At 42.5% G+C, this 19,686-nt stretch carries 23 protein-coding genes; 4 read left to right on the top strand and 19 right to left on the bottom strand.

The genetic code is table 11. The features are described 5' to 3' along the window. Positions 1-12 precede the first annotated feature (12 nt). From J7I42_RS10060 to J7I42_RS10050, 3 genes are all read right to left on the bottom strand, one after another. On the bottom strand, positions 13-1,005 hold the full coding sequence (locus J7I42_RS10060) for a virulence RhuM family protein (RefSeq protein ID WP_209138645.1): 993 nt from the start codon (positions 1,003-1,005) through the stop codon (positions 13-15). A gap of 69 nt (positions 1,006-1,074) precedes the next feature. After that, positions 1,075-2,598 carry a type I restriction-modification system subunit M gene (locus tag J7I42_RS10055; RefSeq protein WP_209138644.1) on the bottom strand — a complete coding sequence of 508 codons (1,524 nt, stop codon included), beginning with the start codon at positions 2,596-2,598 and terminating at the stop codon, positions 1,075-1,077. Continuing rightward, entirely contained in the window at positions 2,599-3,159 is a 561-nt protein-coding gene (locus tag J7I42_RS10050; RefSeq protein ID WP_209138643.1) for a restriction endonuclease subunit S, read from the bottom strand. Positions 3,160-3,373: 214 nt separating this feature from the next. On the opposite strand from J7I42_RS10050, the gene J7I42_RS10045 reads away from it, so the two are divergent. Then, a complete protein-coding gene (locus tag J7I42_RS10045) occupies positions 3,374-4,270 on the top strand; it encodes a hypothetical protein (RefSeq protein ID WP_209138642.1) in 897 nt (298 codons plus the stop codon). 336 nt (positions 4,271-4,606) lie between these two features. Beyond that, entirely contained in the window at positions 4,607-5,437 is an 831-nt protein-coding gene (locus J7I42_RS10040; protein ID WP_209138641.1) for a hypothetical protein, read from the top strand. A 1,110-nt stretch (positions 5,438-6,547) separates the two neighbouring features. Here J7I42_RS10040 and J7I42_RS10035 read toward each other — a convergent pair. Both J7I42_RS10035 and dinD read right to left on the bottom strand, forming a co-directional pair. After that, entirely contained in the window at positions 6,548-7,306 is a 759-nt protein-coding gene (locus J7I42_RS10035; protein WP_209138640.1) for a metallophosphoesterase, read from the bottom strand. 346 nt (positions 7,307-7,652) lie between these two features. After that, complete coding sequence (gene dinD / locus J7I42_RS10030; protein WP_209138639.1) at positions 7,653-8,507, bottom strand: DNA damage-inducible protein D; 855 nt, start codon at positions 8,505-8,507, stop codon at positions 7,653-7,655. A 336-nt stretch (positions 8,508-8,843) separates the two neighbouring features. On the opposite strand from dinD, the gene J7I42_RS10025 reads away from it, so the two are divergent. Together J7I42_RS10025 and J7I42_RS10020 are read left to right on the top strand one after the other, a co-directional pair. Beyond that, positions 8,844-9,281: an ankyrin repeat domain-containing protein gene (locus J7I42_RS10025; protein WP_209138638.1), complete on the top strand. Its 438-nt coding sequence runs from the start codon at positions 8,844-8,846 to the stop codon at positions 9,279-9,281. A 148-nt stretch (positions 9,282-9,429) separates the two neighbouring features. Further along, positions 9,430-9,852: an ankyrin repeat domain-containing protein gene (locus tag J7I42_RS10020; RefSeq protein ID WP_209138637.1), complete on the top strand. Its 423-nt coding sequence runs from the start codon at positions 9,430-9,432 to the stop codon at positions 9,850-9,852. Positions 9,853-9,863: 11 nt separating this feature from the next. On the opposite strand, the gene J7I42_RS10015 is transcribed toward J7I42_RS10020, so the two are convergent. The 14 genes from J7I42_RS10015 to J7I42_RS09950 all read right to left on the bottom strand — a co-directional run bounded on the left by J7I42_RS10015 (position 9,864) and on the right by J7I42_RS09950 (position 19,683). Next, positions 9,864-10,409 (bottom strand): hypothetical protein, encoded by a 546-nt coding sequence (locus J7I42_RS10015; RefSeq protein WP_209138636.1) that lies wholly within the window; start codon positions 10,407-10,409, stop codon positions 9,864-9,866. A gap of 461 nt (positions 10,410-10,870) precedes the next feature. Further along, on the bottom strand, positions 10,871-12,058 hold the full coding sequence (locus J7I42_RS10010) for a hypothetical protein (protein WP_209138635.1): 1,188 nt from the start codon (positions 12,056-12,058) through the stop codon (positions 10,871-10,873). Between the two features lie 23 nt (positions 12,059-12,081). After that, positions 12,082-13,290: a hypothetical protein gene (locus J7I42_RS10005; RefSeq protein ID WP_209138634.1), complete on the bottom strand. Its 1,209-nt coding sequence runs from the start codon at positions 13,288-13,290 to the stop codon at positions 12,082-12,084. 21 nt (positions 13,291-13,311) lie between these two features. Then, complete coding sequence (locus tag J7I42_RS10000) at positions 13,312-14,511, bottom strand: hypothetical protein (protein ID WP_209138633.1); 1,200 nt, start codon at positions 14,509-14,511, stop codon at positions 13,312-13,314. 8 nt (positions 14,512-14,519) lie between these two features. Continuing rightward, positions 14,520-14,981 carry a hypothetical protein gene (locus J7I42_RS09995; protein WP_209138632.1) on the bottom strand — a complete coding sequence of 154 codons (462 nt, stop codon included), beginning with the start codon at positions 14,979-14,981 and terminating at the stop codon, positions 14,520-14,522. Between the two features lie 3 nt (positions 14,982-14,984). Continuing rightward, positions 14,985-15,782 (bottom strand): hypothetical protein, encoded by a 798-nt coding sequence (locus tag J7I42_RS09990; protein ID WP_209138631.1) that lies wholly within the window; start codon positions 15,780-15,782, stop codon positions 14,985-14,987. A gap of 2 nt (positions 15,783-15,784) precedes the next feature. Beyond that, entirely contained in the window at positions 15,785-16,279 is a 495-nt protein-coding gene (locus tag J7I42_RS09985) for a hypothetical protein (RefSeq protein WP_209138630.1), read from the bottom strand. A gap of 8 nt (positions 16,280-16,287) precedes the next feature. Beyond that, entirely contained in the window at positions 16,288-17,154 is an 867-nt protein-coding gene (locus J7I42_RS09980) for a hypothetical protein (protein WP_209138629.1), read from the bottom strand. Beyond that, positions 17,135-17,398, bottom strand: a complete 264-nt coding sequence (locus tag J7I42_RS09975) for a hypothetical protein (RefSeq protein WP_209138628.1) — start codon at positions 17,396-17,398, stop codon at positions 17,135-17,137. The genes J7I42_RS09980 and J7I42_RS09975 overlap by 20 nt, the downstream gene beginning before the upstream one ends. Positions 17,399-17,409: 11 nt before the next feature. Next, on the bottom strand, positions 17,410-17,712 hold the full coding sequence (locus J7I42_RS09970; protein ID WP_209138627.1) for a hypothetical protein: 303 nt from the start codon (positions 17,710-17,712) through the stop codon (positions 17,410-17,412). Next, complete coding sequence (locus tag J7I42_RS09965; protein ID WP_209138626.1) at positions 17,705-17,998, bottom strand: hypothetical protein; 294 nt, start codon at positions 17,996-17,998, stop codon at positions 17,705-17,707. The genes J7I42_RS09970 and J7I42_RS09965 overlap by 8 nt, the downstream gene beginning before the upstream one ends. Beyond that, positions 17,995-18,225, bottom strand: coding sequence for a hypothetical protein (locus tag J7I42_RS09960; protein WP_209138625.1), 231 nt, complete (start codon positions 18,223-18,225; stop codon positions 17,995-17,997). Before J7I42_RS09960 ends, J7I42_RS09965 begins: the two co-directional genes overlap by 4 nt. After that, positions 18,225-18,707 (bottom strand): hypothetical protein, encoded by a 483-nt coding sequence (locus tag J7I42_RS09955; protein ID WP_209138624.1) that lies wholly within the window; start codon positions 18,705-18,707, stop codon positions 18,225-18,227. The genes J7I42_RS09960 and J7I42_RS09955 overlap by 1 nt, the downstream gene beginning before the upstream one ends. A gap of 1 nt (position 18,708) precedes the next feature. After that, on the bottom strand, positions 18,709-19,683 hold the full coding sequence (locus J7I42_RS09950; protein WP_209138623.1) for a hypothetical protein: 975 nt from the start codon (positions 19,681-19,683) through the stop codon (positions 18,709-18,711). Between the last annotated feature and the right edge of the window lie 3 nt (positions 19,684-19,686).

The following is a 19,686-nucleotide window of genomic DNA, read 5'->3' as shown; positions in this document are numbered from 1 at the left end:
GTGCTAATAGATTTATTTATTTTTATCCCCTGATTTCGGAAGCTTCTTTATGGCCTTATCTAATTCATCAACGGTATTATCCACAATCATTTTTTTGTATTGCTGGTATTGTTCCAACGCATGTTTTTCTGCCTGATCATGGCTTACCGTTCCTTTGTGCAGCAAAATTTCCCGGTCGTTTAATGTTAAAAAACCATGCAATTTTAACTGCCACTCACTCATATGCATTGGTTTCCGATCAATAGCCTGTAATTCTGCAAACTCCAGGTATTGGTTTACTATCCGGTTTAATCGCTCCAGTTCATTTGCGTTCAGGTAGTTTTTCGCAACTGTTACATCGTCTTTTTTGATTTGTTCGCCCGGCCAATAGGTTAATCCCATATTCGGCTTACCAGCATCGGCCCGTTGCATAATTAATTCCGCTGCAGTGTGTGCATGTATTGCCCAGTGGAATTTGTTCTGCACGGTTGCAAAGAATTCCTTTGCCTGTGGTGTAGAAGAATCGTAATCGATACTGGTAGAAAATATGTCGCATACCTTTCGGTAAAATACTCTTTCACTAGTTCGGATATCCCTGATACGGGCCAACAGTTCATCAAAATAATTATTCCGCGCCTGCTTCAACCGCTCATCATCCAATGCAAAGCCCTTGATAATGTATTCTTTTAACCGCTGAGTTGCCCAGATCCGGAAATGAGTCCCTACATGTGATTTCACCCGGTAACCGACTGAAATAATAACATCAAGGTTATAATACTGAAGGTTTCTTTTTACCTCCCGGTTGCCCTCATTTTGAACTGTCAAGTATTCCTTGACAGTTCCTTCTTCAACCAGCTCCCCCTCATCGTATATATTTTTAATATGTAAACTAATATTTTGCTTGGTCGTCTGAAATAATTCTGTCATCTGCTGTTGGCTTAGCCAGACCGTTTCATCTTCAACCCGCACATCTACTTTTGTATTTCCGTTTGGGGTTTGATATATCAAAAATTCACTGTTATTCATGGCATACTATTTAAGCAAACTTTATTGTTATAACTTCTTCCCGGCAGCAGGAAACGCTGGTCGTTAGACTTACTTAAACCCTAATTCCTTTAAATACTTATTCATTTCAGCTTTGACTTTTACCAGTTCCTCATCCAACTCTTCAATCCGCTTTTGCACCGCGGGAATATCAATTTCTTCCTCTTTTTCAAACGTATCTACATACCGGGGGATATTAAGGTTGAATTCGTTCTTTTCAATTTCTTCAAGAGTGGCGCGATGGGCATATTTTTCTTTTTCGCCCCCCCCTTTTAGGTATTCTTTGTAGGTATCTACAATGCGGCTGATGTGCTGTTCGCGTATGGTGTTCTGCTTTTTACCGCTCTCAAAATCCTTACTGGCATCAATAAACAAAACATCTTCTGTTTTCTTTCCTTTATTGAACAACAGAATAGCAGCCGGAATACCGGTTCCAAAGAACAGGTTAGAGGGCAAACCTATCACCGCTTCCAGCAGATTATCGCGTACCAGGCTTTCCCTGATCTGTCTTTCACTGCTACCACGGAATAATACCCCATGCGGAACAATAACGCCCACTTTACCTGTACCCTCTACCGCCGTATCAATCATGTGCAGCACAAATGCATAATCACCTTTAGTTTTCGGTGGCACACCCCTCATGAAGCGTTTATAGGTATCACTAGCAGCCCGTTCTGCTCCCCATTTATCTAATGAAAAGGGCGGATTAGCCACCACTATTTCGAACTTCATCAGGTGATCACCTTCTATCAACAACGGCTGGTTTAGAGTATCTCCCCATTCAATATGGGCCGCATCCATGCCATGTAAGAACATGTTCATTTTGGCCAATGCCCAGGTACCGCCATTACTTTCCTGCCCAAACAAACTACAATCCCTTAAATGCGTCCCCTCTCTAAAGGGCACTTGTTCGGCCACGGTAATCAGCAATGATCCGGAGCCACACGTAGGATCACATATCCGGTCACCCGCTTTCGGCATCATCAACTTGGCCAACAACTCACTTACCGGATGCGGTGTATAGAATTCTCCGCCTTTTTTACCGGCCCCACTGGCAAAACGCTCAATCAGGTACATGTAGGCATTGCCGATAATGTCTTCGCTTCCGATCACCGAGGGACGGAAATTTAACTGCGGTTTATCAAAGTCATCGATGAGGTTTTTCAGCCGGCGGTTACGGTCCTTTGTATTACCTAACCGATCGGAATTGAAGTCGATATCTTTAAACACGCCTTCCATTTTCATCTTATTCTCATCTTCTATCTTCTCCGTGATCTTATTGATCAATGAGCCCAGGTCGGCATCATGCTTGTTTTCAACTATATAATCAAACGTACAATGATCGGGCAACACAAACCGTTCCCTGTTCATTTTGCGACGTATCAACTCATCATTATTCCCTATTTGCTTTTGATATTCTTCATATTTATCCTTCCATACATCGCTCAGGTATTTAATGAACATGAAATTGAGGATGTAATTCTTATAATCACTGCTATCGAGCGTTCCGCGGAAAGAATCGCAGGCAGCCCATAGTGCGGCATTGATCTCGTCTTGTGTTGGTTTACGGCTCATTTATTGATCGTTAAGTTGATTGTTTAATGTATGATCAACCAGCATCCGGATATTTCGCTCATATTCGGTTACCAGGTTTGTATATAGTTCATATTGGGTTACCAATTTCATCATTATTTCCTGCTTTTCCAAGGGAGGAATAGGAACAGGCAATTCATCGATAGCTTTTTTAGGCAGATTCAAAGTAGTTGTTCCAACCCGGTGTATATTAAAATATTCCTGTGCTCCAGTACTATTTATATACCAGGTTAAAAATTCTGGTTTTATATAACTGCTATGTAATCGAATTATAGTAAAAGCTGACACGGCCACTGCCGGTGCATATTGGCCTTCGTATAAAAGCGCCCTGTTAGCAGACCCTTTTGATAAGATTAGAATGTCTCGTTGTTGTAGAAGCTGATTTTTGGGGATACCATGTTCAAATGAAATCTTAAAGGGTGCATTCTTAATAGAGATTTTGGGAATAAATGACAGATCTCTTAATTGTATCACAGAGCAAGCTCCATTCGAGTCATACTTAATCTTTTCCCTAAGCGTATGCCCGGTAAAGATTTCAGCCATATTAGATAAATTATATCGCATAATCACTATACAGACAAATTTATAAAACAATTTTTACATTTTGAAATTACAAACACGTACCTTAGCAGAAGCCTTATACAGACCTTTCCTACAACATACTACTAATTTATTATTTATTCTAATTTATTGATTGTCAGCCGTGAAAAATTGACGCTGATCAATAACATTTGCTGTACCATTAAAGTTTTAATGCATGAAATCCCATCATCATGATTCCTTATGGAGCAACGAAACTCATAGATTGACTGCTGCGCAAATTGCCAACCCCAATCTCATCCTCGCCGACTTCTTCCAATCCTACCATCTGCAAGACGTCCGCGAAATAATGTGGCGTTGGGTTACAGAGGTAGTATCAAGCCCAAACGGCCAGGCGAATGACCACCACGAGCGTAGCAACTATCTATTCTTCTATGAAAAAATAGAAGCCCTCGTAGAAGCAGCCTGGGTAATTAACCAGAAAGGTGGTAAAGGAACAAGCACAACCAGACAACCAACTCAAATAGTAACCCCTGAATTGAAGGAAATAAAGTTAAAACCTGTTCAAGGCACACAATTCACCAAACCCGTCCGGTTAATTGAAAAAGCTATATTTCAACCGGCTGAGGTGATTGCGGAGGTGTTTGATCTTACGACAGTAGACGAACTTCAAAAGTACCTGCTGCCTAACTGGTTACGGGTGGCTGTGATTAGTGCCGAAAGTCCTTATTCCGACGGTAATGGCCGGGCGATCCTGTATGAGTTTTATGATCAATTGCTGGCATTTGTAGAAGCATTGTATCTTAACTCGGCAACCGACCGGCACCTGATCTTGTTATACTTGAATGAGGAACAAGGCGCTGATCCTGCTGGTGTTATAACCGCTTTCTTTCAACAATTCTCTATTGAGTACATCCGCCGCGAACTGGCCGATTTCCTCGAAGCTGGCATTGGCCACGATGGCGCCTACCCCAACGGCTTTTCGCCCTGGCAGGCCTGGCTGGCGTATAACCATGTGCTCTGCCTCGTCGAAGCGGCTTACCAATTGTATCTCAAGCAGCAAGTACTCTCCGTGGTAAATGCGATGCCACGGGAATGGGAAGTGGTTGAGTAAAACCCAAAGACAACATGGGCAACTTTCCATAAGGTTAGAGCTAGGTTGCTGCTCCAAATACATTGTAATGTAGTATTCCGTAAAATCCGGTAACCTGAACTATCCGGAATTTCCGGAGAGTTGAGCTATTCGAAAAATTCGAATACTTGCCCGGACCCTTATTCGCTATGTTATCAGTTGTATTTCAATCAGCAAATGCAATCCGTGTCGATTCGGATGTATAGTCCCTGGGATCATTTTGTATGAAATGTCGAAAAACCGGGTTGAACTGTTATAAGCACGTCATAACGTAAGCCACGGTCTTTTTACATTTGCGGTCATAAGAAGAAAATAGCCATGATAAGCAAACAAGTATTTCCCCTGCTTCTTTTTAGCCTGATCACTTTTCTGAGTGCCTGCGATAAGGATGATAAAATAGACGAGCCTGAGGTGGTTATACCTCAATCTCACATCAAAAGCATCACCTGGAACAATGGGCTTGCCGGAAATTTTGTATACAATGCCGATAGCACCCTGAAACAGATCGATTATACTTATCAGAATGTCGGCGGCTTTACCGGCTTTGGCTGGTCAGGCAACCAACTCACCGAATTGTTCGATGGCCGCTCCTGGTACAAGAACGTCTTTGAATACGACACCGACGGAAAGCCGGTAAAAATGAGGAACGTGCCAAAAAACGATCCAGCTGATACCCAATTTCAATTAGAGTTTCTGTATAGTAGCGATAAAAAGTTAGAAACGATGAAGTATTCGATCGTCAACGAGCAGGGTACGCAACTGCGCAGAACCAGCACCTACCATTATAACGCCGCGGGAGATCTGGAGAAGGTGATAAGCCAATCCAACGAAGGTGTTGTTACCCATACCATAGACTCCTACTCCCCACCGGTTAGTTTTCTACCTGCTCATTACATCGACCCCACGCTGCTCGAGAATTATACCATTTACAACATTGCCGTATTGTGGCAGTTGCAACAGCTACATAAATTGCCAGCTAAAGTGACCCGCATAGTGAAAACAGGTTCCGATCCTGAGTATGTTGACAAAATAGAAGACCAGGCATTTACCGTAAACAACTACCGCATAGAAAAAATACAATCAACCACCACCTACCCTCAAATGCCGGATTATACTTCGCACTACGATATGGTATACACTTATCATTAACTGATTAAGACCTGTAAGGCGGACCAGATTAGAATAAACAATCGTGAGATTGAGTCCTCCTGACAGGTCGTATATTTCAAAAAGCGAATGACCTGTCAGGAGCGCATAATCCCGCTAATTATGCAAGCTCAAATGGCGCGCCTTACAGGTCATTCTCCGTTAATAATGGCAATTGGCAAGAGATGGCTAAAGGTATAGCTATTTTACGACTAGACAACTTGTCTGTAGAGTGTACGGTAGTTGTCTGATAGTTGTCTGGTAGTGGTCTGATAGTTGTCTGAATATTGTCTGGCCCGACTAGAGTCTCCAGTACTATTCCAGACAATATCCAGAGCATTCCGATGCAATATCCTGGCCAGTAAACTACCATTATCCTACCATCTGCATAGGAACGAGCATGGACCTCACCCTGAAATTCTTCCCTATGTCAAAGAGCTGTAAATAGGTACTACAGCCGCTTTGCGCAGGAGCAGCTGCAATACCATACAAAGGTACAACAGGTATTTGGCCCAGCAACAACAGGCAAGCCCACACGAGTCTATAATGGATTATGTTTCCCATTTTGTGTCTACAATGGTCTATAATGGTCTATAATGGTCTATAATGGTCTATAAGTGTCTTAAATAGAAAATTGTTTGGGATCGCGCTGGTACGGTGCCGGTATTGCCGCGCAGTTTGTTCGCACTTTGTTCGGACTCTCCCTCGGAATGTTCGGGTCAACCCAGAGAAAACCCGAACAATTCCCGAACAATGATGACGTTAAACCCGGCATAATCCCGGCAAAATATCGAAGATAAATGCAAGCATTTCAAACACTTGGGATGTGCTTTTGTGTTCGATTACTTCGGTGGGGTTGGCCACATCACTTTTGCTATAACGTTAGAGAAAATGTTTTGCAGCGTGAAAGGAAGAGATGAGCGAATTGACGGTATTCGTGGAAATAAGAAGGTTCTAAACCGATTTAGAATTACATCATTTATGGCTATCTGATATCGCGCTTTTTAGATTAAACCGCAATACCCGGTTCATTACTCGAAGGGAAGAACCAGTGCCGCAAAATAGCAGTTTTATCCGGAAAGTGTTCTTTTTTAATGTCACTCCTATTGATATTTAAATTTCAATCACCGCACTTTTATTAAATTTATAATGCTCGCCATGATGTACATAGCCCAATTGATTGGTAAGCATGGTAGTGGCACCTATTTTAAACGACGGGACGTTGAAATGGTGATGTCCATAGATCCAGTAATCCGCCCCGGAATCATGCACCAGGTCATGCAACTCGGTTACAAAGGCGCCATTGAGTTTACTGCTCCGAAATCTTTTTGGATAATCATACAGGGTGGGCACATGGTGCGTTACCACAATACTTTTTTCAGCAGTCTTTTCTTTAAAAGCTTTTTCCAAAAAATCAACCGAGCGGTTATGCAGCTGATTGAATTGCTCGGTAGTGAACTTTTCCCCGTTCCATTGTATGGTAAAGAAATCTGAAATGCCCCGCTGAATATCCAATGCATTCACTACCTCTACCTTACTCCACAGCGTACTGCAAATAAAACTGATTCCTTTATTATCAATCACTTGGTTATTCACCAGCCATACGTTGCTGCGTAGTTTTTCTAACAACGGATCGGCAACAGTCGCCAGATCGTAATCATAATATTCATGATTGCCCGGAACCCAATACACCTGTTCAAAATTATCTGCAATGAAATCGATAACCGGCGATTGCGTACTATGTAAAGCAAATGGCAGTATATCACCGGCCAGGATCAATACCTCGCCCATCGGTTCCAGCAAATGCCGCTCCATATACTTTTTATTCGCGGGAAATTCCAGGTGCAGGTCTGAACAGTATTGAATTGTCATTGGCAAATTTAAACTGTTGGACATTAAAATATTTGACTCGAGAATTCTCCAAAACGGCCCCCCATTTCTCCATATTATACCAAATGAGAAATATGGGTCCTCCTAATTTAGGTACAACTAATTAAATATCAACAAGTAAACTAAACACTATTTTTACGGTGAACTTGCCGTCAATTCTCCATAATTTTTGGATTTTTCTCAACAAAGTTTTTTTTAGGGATCACCTTCCTGACGTCAGGAAGGCGATCTCACTATTATGGGGTTATAGTTGTACCGTTCACGGTACGACCATTTTACTGACGTCGGCAAAATGGTCACATATCATCATTGACTTTCATGGTCAGTTCTATTCGTCCTTTTTATCATCCTTATCCTGCTTAATATTTTTCAGCAACTTTTTCTCATCCTTTTCCAGCTTACGTTGCACCTTCTTTACATCTTCCGCTGGCGGGAGCTCTTCGGGTCGGATTCCTCTTTCAAGCAACCCATTTCGCACAGCTGTATTATTGTCTATATGCTCCTGCTCTATGGGATCCTGCCCTTTCAGATCTTTCGTTTGTACATTTAGGCTTGTCATTTCTGCTGCCAGATCCTTTGCTTTTATGCTTATGGTAGGTAGGAAATCCGCTATAGGGCGATTTTCAGGAACGCCCATCCTTTTCTTTAATTGAACTGTGGAAAGCTTAAAAAGCGCCTGATCTCCTTTGGAGCGTATGATTGCAAATCCCTTTTCATCTACTCCGCGCTCATACAGTATACCCGAGAGTTGCTTTTCCGTTTGGCTTAGTTTTTCTCTAGCTTTTACCCGCTCATGGTCTAATATACGCTGCTCCACTAATTCAGCGCGACGCGTTTGTACAGCAAAATAGGTTTGAGCAAAGGCAATCTCCTGCTTTCGGCTGTCGCCATTTTGACCAACCAGGTAACACGCATATCGGGTCAGTGCAATGTCCGCTACCTCTCTTTCTGTGCCCGAACCAATATGGACCATGTTACTGACGTCAGTAAAATGGTTTTCAACCTGCTCTCCCGCGTTTCTGCAGGCTTCTTTTGCCTTATCAATCACTTTTTCAAAATTCTGCCAATTGTTATAACCTAACAAAACTTTCATCTCTCGGGCACTCCAGCACTCTACATCATTGATATTATAACAAGCGGCTTCAAACTTTTCGAATAATTCTTTAATTAAATCTTTTTTCATGCCTTTCTTTTGTGGTTATTAAATCGTTTATCACTGATTTCTTATAAAAACAAACCAAATAATCTTTAGTACTATTCGAAAGGCAATGAAAATTTTCTTATGGTGTATCTTTCTCGGGATATAATTGTACTGGGAACAGTAAGACCATATTATTGACGTCAGTAATATGGTCTGAATAGTATTGAATTTTCCTAAGCAAATTTGCTGGCGTAGTATGACTCTCTTATTGAGTTCAACAAAATGGTAGCATTATAGAATGCCTTCCACCATTTTACTGACGTCAGTTAAATGTTCATTGTTATTCTGACTATATTTGCACTCCATTAAATAAAACATATGCCTAATCTCCCTGACCCCAATACCGTCAACGAACCTCAACTTTTTGGCAAGTATGAAACTCCTATGCACCCCATTCGTTATGCTGTAGATCAGGTGGACCCTAACATGCTTCAATCGTTCATCGATGCCGGCGCCGATGTAAATATGGATATTGGTGGCGGATTGACACCACTACATTTAGCAGTTGGTTTTTATATTGATGATATGACGCAGAGCAGCCGGGAAGCATTCTCAGATAATGAACTGGAGATCTTTAAAATCCTTCTTCACAACGGGGCTGATCTGAATAAAAAAAATAAAGAAGGCCAAAAACCACTGGATATGATAAACGAGTTCGCATTTAATAGGGACGGGTTCAATGAATTGTTGGACCTATTCAGACCAATTATTCCAAACATTGATGAACTGGTTACTTATGATGATTATATAAAGTGAGCCACCGGGCACAAGCGGGCGCTTGCGCCATTTATTGGGTCAGAAAGGCGTTCGTCTTAGACCATGTTACTGACGTCGGTAAAATGGTTTGAACATTCACCTCTGATTTCTTAATCTTACCTTTGAAATTAATCTAAAAATTACCTGAATGCCTTACGCTCCCGATCATATACCTCTAAACAAACCGGATGCTTTTGGCACCTACCCTATTGAATATGCAATGGGCGAGGATGATCCTGACATGGTGAAATTAGTCATTGAGTCGGGAGCCAACCCTAATATTGATCTCGGCGAGGGACGTACGCCTTTACATGAAGCTGTTGATTATTGTATCGATGGCATGATTCAAAACAATCGGGATGACTTTTACCCGGAATCATTGGAAATAGTTAAAATCCTGCTTGCAAACGGCGGCGATCTAAACAAAAAAGACAACCGTGGCCGTAAACCATTGGATCTGATAAATATTTATTCTGCGAATTACAAGGAAAGCTTTGACAAGATTGTGAATATGTTCAGACCAGCCATTCCAAACATTGATGAACTGATTGAATTCACTGGTGAGAACTAAAAGATCCTGGCCTATGAACTAAATCCAAAATGGATCACATAAACACCTGCTTTTGTATCAACCAAAATATCCTCCCCACAATGATCTCCGCCAAATGAATAACAAGTGTCTATCCCTTTAACCAGTACAACTTGATTTATTTCTTTTCCCTGTAAGAAGTCTACGATTTTATCTGCTACATCAATTTTTAAGCTTTGAAATCTATCACCCAAAAATTGTTTGTCTAATGATGGCCCCTGATAAAAAGCAAAATGGTCTGCCTGCTTCACTATTTCATTCTTCAAATCAATTACTAGTTCTAAATGCATATTTTTGGGATCCAAGGTAGAAATATACATACGGGAACCTTTTAACCCAATATGGTAAGGGTCCTTATATCTGGGTATTCCAATTAACGTATTGTAAATTCTTTGAGCGAGGTTTTCTCCACCTTCTAAATTAAGCAACGAAAAATGCCAATATCCCGAGTCTTCATTTAAGGTTTCATCTTGTAATTCACGAAGTAATTCGTCCAGGTATTGTATTTCCGCATATTTATCTTCGTTTATCAATTCCATGTTGACTATCATTTTGTAATTCCAGTATAAAAATACAAAAGTCATTTACTAATCCTACTTTAACTACAATGTGTGGTGCGAAAATCATATAAGACCTGTCAGAGCCTGCCCCGATCTATCGGGGACCGCATAAGCCATCTGATTGTTCAAGATCCGGTGGCGGACCTTACAGGTCTTTCCTATCGGGCACAAGCGGACGCTTGCGCCATTATAGAGGAGACCAAGACCTGTCAGTGCCCGCCCCGATTTATCGGGGACCGCTTTAACCCTCCAATTGTTCAGCACCCGATGGCGGACCTTACAGGTCAGTATAAGGTTAAGAAGGGCAATTCCAAACGTATAAAAATGAAAAACGAAAAGTTTAAAACCCGCTATTAGCGCGGCTTCCAGACCTATGAAAACAAAAAACCCTTCTGTTTAAAGAAGGGTTAAACCAAAACCACCTGTATAAACTGCTGTTACTAATTGTGTTTAAATTCTCTGATCTCTACTGAAATACCTGTCCAATTGTCAGTATTGTTTCGCGACTCATCTTTAACTACCATCGTCACAGTATCGGGGCCGCTTCTATACAGCTTAACATATGCTGCATGCCCGGTTTCATCGGACGCTTCGCTTTTGAAATAGGTGTAGCCGCTCGCAAAGGCGCCGGCAAGTGTTGCCGTATAAACACCCGTAGCAACGCGCGCCCATTCAATGCCGTAAAAGTCGTTATCTATTGCAAATCCGCCGGGTGCATAGGTTCCCTGCTGTGACAATATTGCCATATACCGCTTGTAGCTTGGAAAAACAGATTCGAATGACACATTCAACATGCCATCTTCAACATATAAGTTCTCTCCTATCAAAAGTTTATATAATCCGCCATTTTCATCGCCCAGCACAAGACCATCACCGCCACCGGCCAAACTGTTTATTCGTACCTCACCATCCCCAACATTAAGGCTATAAGGGTTAGTCGTTGCGTTCCCCAATGATAAATTTCCCTGACCATTTAACCACATGCGCCGGCCGAATATTCCATTGCTATCAGTAGTGTTGAAAACAAAACCGCTGCTTAAATAAGAAGGGGCTGTTGTTTCTACCTGCCCATGCAGGCTCATTGCATTTGTAATGGTGCTGTTATCACCGGCTACTCCTGAAAAGATAATACTTCCTATAGAGTCTCCTGGCTGTAGCGATTGTAATGTATTAAAGCTACTGCCCGCATTTTTAAATAAGTCGAGGCCGGCATATCCGGAATTATAGTTCGCCTGCTGTATGGAAAGCCCGTGCTGCCCTTCATTTTGGGTAATATTCATTTGGGCGCCCAACCCACCTGCTAACTTGTTCCTATAACCGGCCAGGGCGCCAACGGTACCTGTTCCCCGGAGCCATAAACTGGCTGGTTGAGCTGAGGTGAATTGATTTTGTATGGATTTACCTGCCTTTAACTTTGCAAAGTCGGAAATTGCCTTTGCAGTTACCAGCAGATTATCGCTTGCACTATCCGGTGAATTCAAATTGGTTGAAATGCCATCGATCCATCTGTCTTTCAAATAAAGGCGCTCTGTAAAAACGCCGCGCCTTGCCTGAATTTCAGTAGTGAGCTGTTGCCCCGATGCGCAAATTGAAATAAAAGTAAATAATATTAAAACTAACCGTTTCATCTTAAAATCGTTTTGTGGTTGGTTTAAAAGTCAAGGTTTCCGATCATTTGAATAGAGATGTTTGTAAAGCCATCCATATTTACCAGGTTATTGTCTTTAACTACTAAAATGAAATAATCCGGGCTTTCTTCAGACTCGTATTGATGAAAAAACAGTTTTGCGCTGAATACATTGCCTCCTTCATCAGACGCCTCTGCATAAAGAAAACGGGGCCCGCCAAAATTTCCGGTAAGCCTTCCATGATACACGCCGGGTGCGGTGCGCGTCCAGTTAACCTGAACTTTATGGGTATTTTGCAGTACATGCGCCACCGGGTCATTCTGACCCGATTGCGATAATAACGCTGTATAGACCCTCGGGTTGGTCGGCGGACCTACCTCGGTAGTTATATGAACACTATCTTCAGTCCATAAGTCATACGTTGGCAATGGGACCAACACCCCGTCGTTATTGGCGCTCACCAGTGCGGTATAATCCGGTGACCCCGTCAAACTTTTGATCCTTACATTGCCATCTGCCACATTTAACCGGTATGGATTGTTTGTTCCATTTCCTAACAGCAAATTTCCGTTTGCATTTAACCACATGCGTTGTCCATAGTTACCTGTTGTATCTGTTGTATTGAAAACAAAGCCGCTGCTTAAAAATGTCGGCGCTGTCTTTTCAACCCGCCCCTGAAGATCCATTACATTCTTAACAGTTGACAAATCGCCTGTATGCGCTGAAAAGGACAAACTGCCAATTGAATCTCCGGGTTGCAAGGCGTTTAAGGTATTGAGATCGTTCGAATTGTTTTTAAATAACACCACACTAGTCGGTGCCTGGTCGTTGGATGACCGTTGTACCGCAACACCTTGCTCATTGATACTATAGGTAACGTTTGCCTGGGCCGGCAACCCTGAAGAAAGGATTGGCAGGTACTCAGACACTGAACCTGTTACCGCTTTTCCCTGCATCCAAAAACTGGCTGTTTGTGGCGCTGAAAACTGATTCTGAATGAACCCGTTTGTCCTGGGTCTTAAAAAATCAGCAATGCCCTTGCCGGTAGCCAGCACATTGTCACTGGCACTGTCAGGAGTATTCAGATCGGTTGAAATGCGATCGATCCAGTGCCCATTTATATTCAGCCGCTCGGTAAACACGCCTCTTTTTGCCTGCACCTGAAGCGGTGAGATCTGGCCTTTGCCATATAAGGATATAAAGCCAAAAAGTATTACTAATAATCGTTTCATAATAAAATCGCTTTTGAATAACTACCCTGATACGAAGATTCTGATATCAATTGTAATATCTTTCCAGTCATCAGTGTCATTGAGGTTACTGTCCTTAACTACCAGTTTTAATGTATGCGTATCGGTTGCATATAATCGGGTGGCACCTATATTGTCCGAATCGGGATTTGTACTTGAGTGCAGCCAGGTAAAAGGCTGAAAAAAAACGTCGCCGCTTATAGTGCCTGTATAATGCCCCACTGAATCGCGGGTCCATACAATCTGTCCCATGTTACTTGTATAAGTATATGAAATCACTTCGTTTTGGTAGAGGCGAAGGGACGCCGTATATTTTTGAAGATTATGGTCCGGATCATCTGCCCCTGGGCCTAATACATACAAGTAGCCTTCATAGATCCCTAAACCATTGCCCATGTATACTTTTTTGAGCACCCCATTGCTGTCAGCTATCACCAATACATCGCCATCAGCGGAAAGGCTGCTAACCTTTACATCGCCACTGGCTACATTGAGCTTGTAATTATTGTTGATATTTCCAGGGTCACTACCTAGGAGCAAATTTCCCTGTGCGTTTAAATACGTTTCCCTCGTAGCGCCACTGTTATCGGTTGTATTGAAGACGAAGCCACTGCTCATATACGAAGGCGCTGCCTTCTCAATACGGCCTGTTATGTTCATGGCACTTTTGACTGAAGTATTATCACCTGCAATGCCGGAGAAACTTATCTGTCCAATAGGATCACCCAGGTCTAACGGACGCAGGTAACTGTCAAAAGCAAAGATCTGTGCGTTTTTATACAGTACAATGTCTGCAGGCCCCTGATCCACGGAAGACCGCTGGACACTTAAACCATATTCTCCGTTTCCGTGGGTAACATTAAATAAGGACGGCCAGCCCTGGGCCATTGTGCTTTTATAACTGTTTTGTGAACCAATAACAGCTGAACCGCGTATCCATAGATCGGCAGGCTGCACCACCGATGACTGGTTTTGTATAAAGCTGCCTGCAATCAATGGCCCAAGTGAGCTTCCTGTAGCCAGCAAATTGTTACTGCTGCTGTCAGAAGTGTTCAGGTTGGTTGAAATACCATTGATCCATCTGTTTCTCAAAAACAGGCTATCAGTAAACACGCCTCTTTTTGCCTGAACCTGGCTGAGGATCTGTTGGCCAGATCCCCGGAAACAAATGAGTGCAAAGGCAAAAACAAGAATTCGTTTCATGTTTGTAATTACCGTTTATAGATTAATAACTGGGTGGGTGCTGTGACCCCGCTTATGTAAACAGGCATATCGGCAACCGCATACAAGGCGCAATCGAGAATGAAAGTTTCATTTGCCTGAATTGTAGATGTTATCATTACATCTTCTCCAAGGCTAAACGTGCCTATGCGCATGGTAACTTCGGCAGTAGGAATAATAACTACCGATTCCAGCCTGCTGCCTGCCTTTAATGTGTAGATATAATCAGTCGTGGCATTTATCCTTTCCGGAAGAAATAATGTCAGCAAACTGAGTATCGACTCCTGGGTAGGCAGGGTATTTAAAATAGTTTCCAAACCATTCACCGATGAAATGGGCAACTGTTCATCTTTATGCCAGTAGCTATCCATCCAGTCGTAAAACTGTTGCTGTAATGGTTTAAAACCCCGTTTAAACCAGCCTTTAAGTGTATTTATATTTTGTATGGCCATGTGCTATTTAGAAATTAAAGCGTAATCGAAATAGAGATCCATATTTTCTTTGCCAACACTCTGCAATACCAGAGAAAAGTATGAACTGGTTTTGTCTCTTACTGTAAAGAATGCGTTATTGTCATTTTGCCAATACGAATAGTCGCTCACACCCACCAAACTGCCTACTACTACGTATTCTACAGGAGTATATGGAATATATACCGTCTGTATATAATCCTGTTTACCACCGGGCCGGTTACAATTATGCGTAGCTGCATATAGGATCTTGTTAACCGGCTTGTTGTCAATATCGTTCCAGTCGTGCCGGTGGCCCGATGGATAAAAGGTGGAAGGCTTATTGGTTATATCATTCCAGGAATGTGTATGCGTGTTGAAAGCCGCCTGTAAATTATTATGTGCGGTAATCAGGTTTTTCAATCCCAGGCTAATAGCCGAAAGCGTATCAACCCTTACAAAATCGCTAAATGCAAAACCACCGGTTATACCTAATTTAGCCCGTTTGGTATAATACACCGTTTGGATAGAACCGTCATTGAATATTTCGGTATCAGAGATTTCTTCAACCACTATGCGGTCAGTTTTCAACCCTCCGGCAAAAGGCATCAATTCCCCGTCAATGACTACCCAGCCATCAGAGAAAGTGGTGCCCTGATCGGTTATACCAGTTACTATCACCTTGCTGCCAAATGCTTTTGCAATAGCACTTATAGCTTCCCGGTAAGAAACCTGTAAAAAATCAAGCGTATCCTGGTAAGTAGCAAGGCCTTCCAGTTTTGAAAAATCAATTCGTTTATACATGATTACACAATTGAAATTTTATATACTTTGTCGGGCAGAATATAATTGTCTATTACTGCCATCATTTCATTCATATTAAAAGAAACGGTTGCCGGCACCTGTACAATAAAGTCGTATTGGAAAGCGCTCGCTTCCCCTTTTAAATAGAGGATTGTCTTAGGTTGCGACACTTCGTTTTTAGTAAACAGATGAACCGGTTTGTTCTCTATCTTTTTATACAGGAACAAAGGGTCTTTTCTTTTTGGTTGTACTATTTTTATCTTTCGGTTAGTGCTGTCGTATTTATCATTAAGGGCCATTTCAACATAACACACCTGTGGCGTGATCATCAGCTTGTACAGATTATTGCGTCTGTTGATCAAAAACAGGTTGTAGATAAACACCACCGGGCTTACCAGGGCATTTAACAAGGCGATTGTTTTTGGTTTACGCAATACCTGCGGCATCAGCCAGGAGATGAGCTTTTTGTACTTTATATCGAAAATGCTTACGTTCATAGTTCAACTTATTTAATCTGGCTGTGCGCTATATATTCTATATTATTCAGATCAACATCATCTATGCGCAGGTATCCGCTGTCGGGTACATACTCCACATCTACACTGGTAGGGGGAAACTGGGCATAGCTGGTTTGACAAGAGAGCACATGAGGTATTTCCACACCTTCCACCGCCTGTAATGCATCCACCAATTGGGCCAACACAAAAAGACCATTGAATGGAAGATTTTGCAAATAGGACTTTATTGCGTTGGGAACAGGGGTACTGTCTGTACCATCGAGTCTGCTGCCATTGGCACCAATGATCAACGGATTGTAATAGATCCTCAGTTTTAACTGCAGCCGGTCTGCTTCACCGCTATCCACCTCTATATCCACCCCTGCATCCGCTATTCTGTTGAAATATTCGCGCAGTGCTTCCAGTTGGTCCGTGGCCAATGGGGCCAGGTCGGTGCCGTTTGTTCTGGCGGCTTTGATCCGGAGGTAGATCCGCCCGTTCGCTCTTTTCTGTCGAACCACCGCGGCAAATTTTACCACCTTTGCATTTTCAATCTCATCTTCCGGCACACCGGTATTATCATAGTAATCCTGTTCCGGAACCAGGTTGTCGCCAAACTGAAACGCTTTTGCTTTTTCTGCATACCAGCGTAATGAATGCGGTTTCTTTGCAGCGATCAATTCGTTTACTTCGGCCTTGTGTGCATCCTGTAACTGTTCAACAGTCCATTGGCACACGGCTACGATATAGGTGATCAGCCTTAACAAATTGGCCTTACTCCAGGTAGCAGGATTAATGGTAATGTTAATAGCAGCCATTTCAGTAACCAGGGTGCTTGTGATGTCGGCATGTATATCAGTTATTGTGCGTGCCATTATTTGTGTACTGTTTTTGTAAAAAAGATTGTATTGGCTCTTGTTCCTGTTTACCGGTACCTGTATTGGTATCGAGGCATTGAATAATGAAATCGATGCCCGCACCTGCTACCAGGAACCAGAAAGCTGCTTTGAGATCGTTTTGAAAATAAGCTGCTCCACTAACGGTTGCCACCATGCCACGCAGGGCAAGGGAGATCTTTAGTAATTTTTTTGGTGTTGGTTTGAAATAATTTTTCAGCATACTTATTATAATTATGAGACTACAAAGTCGTTTTCAAGGGCCCAGAACTCAATGCCCTCACCTATTGAACCAGGTTCTGCGGCAATAAATGTGTCGCCACTGGCCGGCCTGTTGGCTGCATTGCGAAACAATTGAATGATGCTTCTTTTTCCTGAGTCAAAGTCGGGCACCATCAATGCCTCACCTGCCTGCAGGTCGTCAGTGATTGCCCGGCCATTCAACAAAGCCAGTTCAATTGCCCGTTCCATGTCACCCAGCTCCTGCAAAGCAATGTCGAGCCAGGTTTGCCCGTATGATACAGTTACCTTATTCATTGTATGGTGCGTCTATCAATAATTTGTTATTTTCAAAAACAATCTGTTTTATCTGCATCCCATCGTTGGTGAATTGCATTCGCACTTCACGTAAAAAGGTTGCAGCCTGTTCTGCTTCCAGGTGTTTGAAGGCGCCTACACCGGTATCGGGATTTTCTTTTAAACTGCCTTTATCAAAAAGCAGTAGCAAAGCCTGATGCTGCTGATCGCTGCGGCCTATCTTAAGATTACCCGTTGCATCTATCAACAGATCATTATTGGTGGTATCTAATAAAATATCAATCATAAAATAGTTCCTGTTGTGCTTACTCCTGTTACGGGCCCTTGTGGTGATACTAACCCCGTTCCCGGAACAGTTAAGGTTGCATTGCTTTTAAGGTGATTGATGATCTCTTCTGCTACTCCTTTCCAAAACTCCTGCCGCGCCTGTTCAATGTTGTCAATATCCTTTTCGTTATACTTGCCCGCCTTGTTATACAAAGCGGCCCCTAATACATCTTTGTTTAAAGCCATTACCGGAGTATATTTTGAATTTTAGTTAATGCCTGCTGTAATTTTGCATAGTCAGGGTTTGTGCCCTGTATTACCACTACTTTCATTACAGCCTGGATAATTAATTCAAGCGCCTGACGAAGGGTATCGTTTTGCTTCTGTATTTGCAAACCGGTGGCATCCTGTTCAATGATCGCTTCACCGATCTTCAGCCGCCATTTATCTGCTTCGCTGCAAGCCACTACCATCCATTCGTCGGTGTTTTCGAGGCGTACTGCCAAACACCAGCTTCCTTTCTTCGGGAAAATGGTAATGCTTTCTTTTCCGTTCAGTACTGGTCGCAAACGAACATCATAGTACTCCATGGCTGTTTCCTCGTCGTACAGCTCACAGGTTGCTTCTGCCTCATTCACACTTTGCACCGTGGCTAACATGGTGGGTGAGGGACCAACCCGGGCTGCGCGCTCATCGAGCAATTGCCGTATTTGTTCTTCTAATGCCATGTTATAAGCTTGCTTCTATTTTAATTTTTTGTCTGCCACCACCTGAACCGAACTCACCTTCTACTGCTTCGATAAAATATTTTCCGGCGCGGGCAGGATATTTGGGGTCATCAATTTCAACCGCCATGGCCGGTTCAGCAAAAGGCACCAGAAAAGAAGTAAGCGATCCTTCATAACCACGATTCATCAGTTTCCGCTTTTGATCTTCCTGTATTTTTTTCAACGTGTCAGGGTCGAGCCTGACTTTCATCTTTATCTGCTTGCTGTCATTACCTTTGCTTTTGGGGTCGGCATATTGTGTTTTACCGTCCTTTTGTTTTGTGCTTAAGGCGACTTTAACATTTGACAGATTTTTATTGGGGTTGAACTTCAGGTCATTGTCTTCCACCACATTCCACCCAAGCCGCAGCTTTATGGTGTTTTTGAAGTTGGTATACTTAAGCCCCACATACAATTCCTGGAAATTGAAATACACCGTCATCAACATCTGTTCTTTAAACCAGTCGAGCACCTGTATGGCTGTCTTCCCTGAAAATTGAACCGGGCTTTGTATGATCACATCGGGTATAGCCTTACTTAACGTTATATCTGTTCCATCTATCAGGTCGGTCAACACTTTTTTCATGTTGGTACCAGCCCTGTAGCTTTTATTGAACGCCTGCTTTTTTCGTAACTGGTAACTGTACCCCTCACACTCAATTTCCAATGGTATGTTTGGCTTTATCTGGGAAATGAACCCTTTAAACTGAACCGGATTCTTGCCATCGTACCCGCAGGCAATGGTTATTTTCTTGCCTTCCTGAAATTTGATACCGGTTTCTATCCGTTCGTATTCCCCGCCTTCTTTCTTCAACATGGCCACAGCCGGCAGCTTAATGGTAGCGGTGTCGCTGTAATCGGTAACACTTCTTTTCCATGAAATACCATTGGGCTTAATGATATTTTTAATACCCTCGACTGTTACATTTGATGTCATTTG

This window comes from Niastella soli (genome assembly GCF_017742245.1).
Taxonomy (GTDB): domain Bacteria; phylum Bacteroidota; class Bacteroidia; order Chitinophagales; family Chitinophagaceae; genus Niastella; species Niastella soli.
The sequence above is the reverse complement of the archived record's forward strand: the minus strand, read 5'-3'. Positions and strand labels throughout refer to the sequence as shown.

Coding starts and splice junctions, on each gene's coding strand:
- J7I42_RS09970 (WP_209138627.1), bottom strand. CDS start 17,712: ATGAATAAGGTAACTGTATCATACGGGCAAACCTGGCTCGACATTGCT.
- J7I42_RS10025 (WP_209138638.1), top strand. CDS start 8,844: ATGCCTAATCTCCCTGACCCCAATACCGTCAACGAACCTCAACTTTTT.
- J7I42_RS10035 (WP_209138640.1), bottom strand. CDS start 7,306: ATGACAATTCAATACTGTTCAGACCTGCACCTGGAATTTCCCGCGAAT.
- J7I42_RS09980 (WP_209138629.1), bottom strand. CDS start 17,154: ATGGCACGCACAATAACTGATATACATGCCGACATCACAAGCACCCTG.
- J7I42_RS09965 (WP_209138626.1), bottom strand. CDS start 17,998: ATGATTGATATTTTATTAGATACCACCAATAATGATCTGTTGATAGAT.
- J7I42_RS10050 (WP_209138643.1), bottom strand. CDS start 3,159: ATGGCTGAAATCTTTACCGGGCATACGCTTAGGGAAAAGATTAAGTAT.
- J7I42_RS10010 (WP_209138635.1), bottom strand. CDS start 12,058: ATGAAACGGTTAGTTTTAATATTATTTACTTTTATTTCAATTTGCGCA.
- J7I42_RS10055 (WP_209138644.1), bottom strand. CDS start 2,598: ATGAGCCGTAAACCAACACAAGACGAGATCAATGCCGCACTATGGGCT.
- J7I42_RS10005 (WP_209138634.1), bottom strand. CDS start 13,290: ATGAAACGATTATTAGTAATACTTTTTGGCTTTATATCCTTATATGGC.
- J7I42_RS09975 (WP_209138628.1), bottom strand. CDS start 17,398: ATGCTGAAAAATTATTTCAAACCAACACCAAAAAAATTACTAAAGATC.
- J7I42_RS09950 (WP_209138623.1), bottom strand. CDS start 19,683: ATGACATCAAATGTAACAGTCGAGGGTATTAAAAATATCATTAAGCCC.
- dinD (WP_209138639.1), bottom strand. CDS start 8,507: ATGAAAAAAGATTTAATTAAAGAATTATTCGAAAAGTTTGAAGCCGCT.
- J7I42_RS09985 (WP_209138630.1), bottom strand. CDS start 16,279: ATGAACGTAAGCATTTTCGATATAAAGTACAAAAAGCTCATCTCCTGG.
- J7I42_RS10015 (WP_209138636.1), bottom strand. CDS start 10,409: ATGGAATTGATAAACGAAGATAAATATGCGGAAATACAATACCTGGAC.
- J7I42_RS10045 (WP_209138642.1), top strand. CDS start 3,374: ATGAAATCCCATCATCATGATTCCTTATGGAGCAACGAAACTCATAGA.
- J7I42_RS10040 (WP_209138641.1), top strand. CDS start 4,607: ATGATAAGCAAACAAGTATTTCCCCTGCTTCTTTTTAGCCTGATCACT.
- J7I42_RS10060 (WP_209138645.1), bottom strand. CDS start 1,005: ATGAATAACAGTGAATTTTTGATATATCAAACCCCAAACGGAAATACA.
- J7I42_RS09995 (WP_209138632.1), bottom strand. CDS start 14,981: ATGGCCATACAAAATATAAATACACTTAAAGGCTGGTTTAAACGGGGT.
- J7I42_RS09960 (WP_209138625.1), bottom strand. CDS start 18,225: ATGGCTTTAAACAAAGATGTATTAGGGGCCGCTTTGTATAACAAGGCG.
- J7I42_RS10020 (WP_209138637.1), top strand. CDS start 9,430: ATGCCTTACGCTCCCGATCATATACCTCTAAACAAACCGGATGCTTTT.
- J7I42_RS09955 (WP_209138624.1), bottom strand. CDS start 18,707: ATGGCATTAGAAGAACAAATACGGCAATTGCTCGATGAGCGCGCAGCC.
- J7I42_RS10000 (WP_209138633.1), bottom strand. CDS start 14,511: ATGAAACGAATTCTTGTTTTTGCCTTTGCACTCATTTGTTTCCGGGGA.
- J7I42_RS09990 (WP_209138631.1), bottom strand. CDS start 15,782: ATGTATAAACGAATTGATTTTTCAAAACTGGAAGGCCTTGCTACTTAC.